The organism is Sulfuricurvum sp. (genome assembly GCF_019163035.1).
Lineage (GTDB): Bacteria > Campylobacterota > Campylobacteria > Campylobacterales > Sulfurimonadaceae > Sulfuricurvum.
This window is the reverse complement of record NZ_JAFLKV010000045.1, coordinates 1-3,345: the sequence shown is the minus strand read 5'-3', so window position 1 is coordinate 3,345 and position 3,345 is coordinate 1. Positions and strand designations below refer to the sequence as shown.

General features: G+C 44.4%; 4 protein-coding genes. 2 read left to right on the top strand and 2 right to left on the bottom strand.

The features are described from left to right. The coding region (locus tag JZU62_RS04115) for an ABC transporter permease (protein ID WP_295012178.1) at positions 1 to 746 on the bottom strand (746 nt) is incomplete at its 3' end. A gap of 255 nt (positions 747 to 1,001) precedes the next feature. Here JZU62_RS04115 and JZU62_RS04110 point away from each other — a divergent pair. Then, a complete protein-coding gene (locus JZU62_RS04110) occupies positions 1,002 to 1,802 on the top strand; it encodes a serine hydrolase (protein WP_295012176.1) in 801 nt (266 codons plus the stop codon). Here the strand turns inward: JZU62_RS04110 and JZU62_RS04105 are convergent. Further along, a complete protein-coding gene (locus JZU62_RS04105) occupies positions 1,791 to 2,285 on the bottom strand; it encodes a DNA-deoxyinosine glycosylase (protein WP_295012174.1) in 495 nt (164 codons plus the stop codon). The genes JZU62_RS04110 and JZU62_RS04105 overlap by 12 nt on opposite strands. 95 nt (positions 2,286 to 2,380) lie before the next feature. Here JZU62_RS04105 and purH point away from each other — a divergent pair. Continuing rightward, positions 2,381 to 3,345, top strand: a 965-nt coding sequence (gene purH / locus JZU62_RS04100; RefSeq protein ID WP_295012172.1) for a bifunctional phosphoribosylaminoimidazolecarboxamide formyltransferase/IMP cyclohydrolase, incomplete at its 3' end; no start/stop codon positions are given.

Here is a 3,345-nt window from a genome sequence, read left to right as displayed (position 1 = left end):
CGGTGGATAAATTCGGTAAAACTGAGATGCGATTGGGTCGTAGCTATCACCATTCCTCCGAAAATTCCCACCATATCGGCGAAGAAAATTAGTAGAGGCATTACGATCATGAGTGCTATGACGCGCGGCCATACCAAAAAGGTAAATGAATCAAACCCCATCGTTCGCATCGCATCAATCTCTTGAGTCATTTTCATCGCACCGATTTGGGCGGTGAATGCCGAACCGCTACGCCCTGCAACGACGATAGCGGTAATTAGAGGAGCAAGCTCTCGGGTAAGAGAGATACCGATGGTATCAACGATAAAAATATCGGCTCCGAATTTTTGGAGCTGGACGATGCTTTGATAAGCGATAACTACCCCAATCAAAAAGGCACTAATAGCGATAATCGGGAGGGCTCGTACCCCCGTTTCAATAATGTGAGCACCGATGGAGCGATAGCGGATCAAATGTGGATGACGCAAAGTGTAGAGGAGTAAAACAAACGCTTCGCCTAAAAAAGCCAAAAAAGCAGATATACCCAAAATATTCATATGAACTTGGTATCCGAGTTGATAGAGCCTTGATGGAGTGGGTGGAGGGAGGGTTCCTTGAAACGGTTTGGCGTACAGGAGACGATAGAGGTTAGAGTGATCTTCGTGATTCGTGATCGTAGTGGTGGATATCCCTTTTTGCGCAAATCTGCGGTTCGCGAGATGGAATAGGGCTACTCCTGCTGAATCAATATCGGATATTGCTCCCATATCCCAGAGTACACTCGATTGAGGCTCCAGTGTTTCAAGTTGGTGCGTAACGCCCCTGAGGTACTGGATAGTCCACTCCCCACTACATATTATCTGTGTTTGGTTAGTATCAGCAATAAAGATGAGCGATGCGGGTGTTACACTTTGCATCTTTTATTATAACGCATTTTGTGATTGTGTGATGTTTTTTTTGAGGTGGTATGAAGTTTGCTTTTTTCCCTTACTTTAATAACGAACATTTTTAAGGATTTCACTATGATGAAACGTCTCTCTACCCTCATATTAGGGCTTTCAGTCTCTCTTTTCGCTCAGATCGATAAACAAGAATTGAACAACATGAAAGTCGAAGCGTTGCTGGTCAAAGATATGAACTCCAAACAGATGCTCTATTCAAAAGAGCCTTTAAAAGAGGTACAACCGGCTAGCCTGACTAAAGTGATGACGGTAATGTTGGCGATTGAGCGGGGAAACTTGGGAGAGCCGATTACAATAACCAAAGAGATGACCAAAGTTGAACCTACCATTGCTGGATATCGTCGGGGTGATGTCATCCGTTTGGAAGATTTAATCAAAGCAACGATGATCAAATCAGATAATGATGCCGCCAAAGCAATTGCTATTACCGTCGGAGGCACGGAAGAACATTTTGTTGAGATGATGAACGCCAAGGTCAGAGCCATCGGGATGGTTCATACCCATTTTACCAATCCATGCGGATATGATGATAAAAAGCATTACTCCACCCCTAAAGACCTCCTAAAAATGGCCGAATATGCGATAAAAAACCGCAAGTTTAATGAAATCAGCAAAATGAACGAACATCGATATCGTGCACTCAATAAAAACCGTGAATTTTACGCCTACACCCATAACCGTCTTTTGAACCGCTACCAGTATGCCGTCGGAATCAAGACGGGATACACCGCTAAAGCGGGACCGTGTTTGATTGCACGAGCCAAAAAAGACGGTAAAGATTGCGTCATCGTGATGATGAACGCCAAAGGGGATCGTTGGAAGAGTGCAAAAAATATCTTTGAGCAGGTTTTAGAGAGTTAAAAAACTATCCAAAAACGTTTTATAAATAGCTTTTTTCTCTTCAAACTTCATTGCCGCATGAGCGGGTGAGGTGGAGGGGAGAAGTACTCTTTCTACTCTCAAATCTTTAAAAAACTTCATAAACAGATCATGGCTTTTTTTCCCCGTAAAGGCGAGGATTTGGATATTGGGATACTCTTCTAATAGTTTTTTAAAATCATTAGGGATGCAGTTTTTCAGATTCGTATCGCTCGAATTGCTCCGCTCACATGAACCGATCACGTCCCACAAACCGATCCCCTTTTCGAGGCAAAATGCTTTTTTCACCTCATTGGTTTCCAAATGTACATCAAAAATTGCTTCGAGTATCGGCCAAAATGCGTTGCGAGGATGGGCGTAGTAAAAGGCTTGCTCAAATGATGCGATACTCGGAAAACTGCCCAAAAAGAGGATGCGGGTATTTTGGTCGAGGATAGGGAGGAAGGGGTGATTATAGGAGTTCATAGAAGAATTTTATCTCAATTTACCTTCCCCTAAACCACCATTTGCTACAATTTCACCATTAATTTATGGGCATACGACCCAATCAAAGGAACTGCATGAAGCGTGCATTGCTCAGTGTCAGCGATAAAAGCAACATCGTTGAATTTGCCAAATCTCTTATCGGTTTGGACTATCAGATCATCTCTACGGGCGGAACGTACAAAATGCTCAAAGATGCGGGTGTAAGCGCCATCGAAATCGATGAGGTGACCAAATTCCCTGAGTGTTTTGAGGGGCGTGTTAAAACCCTTAATCCGTATATCCACGGCGGTATCTTGCACCGACGCGACAAACAATCGCACCTCGACCAAGCGGTTGAACTCGGTGTTGAAGCGATCGATTTGGTGTGTGTCAACCTCTATCCGTTCAAAGCGACGATTGAGAAAACCGACGATTTCGAAGAGATCATCGAAAACATCGACATCGGCGGTCCTGCGATGGTGCGCTCTGCGGCGAAAAATTTTGACAGTGTTATCATTCTTACTGATCCATCGGATTATTCGTTGGTTCTCAATGCTATCGCTAACGGCGAAAACACGGTTGAGTTCCGCCGTGATCTCATGATTAAAGCGTATGAGCACACAGCGGCGTATGACTCGATGATCGCCAACTACATGAACAAACGTTTCAACAACGGTATGGGCTCTAAACAGTTCATCGTCGGGAACAAAGTCATGGATACCCGTTACGGCGAAAACCCTCATCAAAAAGGCGGTTTGTACGAGTTCGATACGTTCTTCTCACAAAACTTCAAAACCCTCAAAGGGGAAGCGAGCTTCAATAACCTCACCGACATCAGCGGTGCGGTGAAAATCGCGGCGGCGTTTGGGGATGAAAATGCAATCTGTATCGTCAAACACGGTAATCCATGTGGTTTTGCGATCCGTGAAAACCTCCTCGATGCGTATAATGCGGCTCTTAAATGTGATCCTATCTCTGCATTCGGCGGTGTTGTTGCGGTGAACGGTGTCGTGACAAAAGAGCTTGCAGAGAAAATGAACGAAATGTTCCTCGAAGTGAT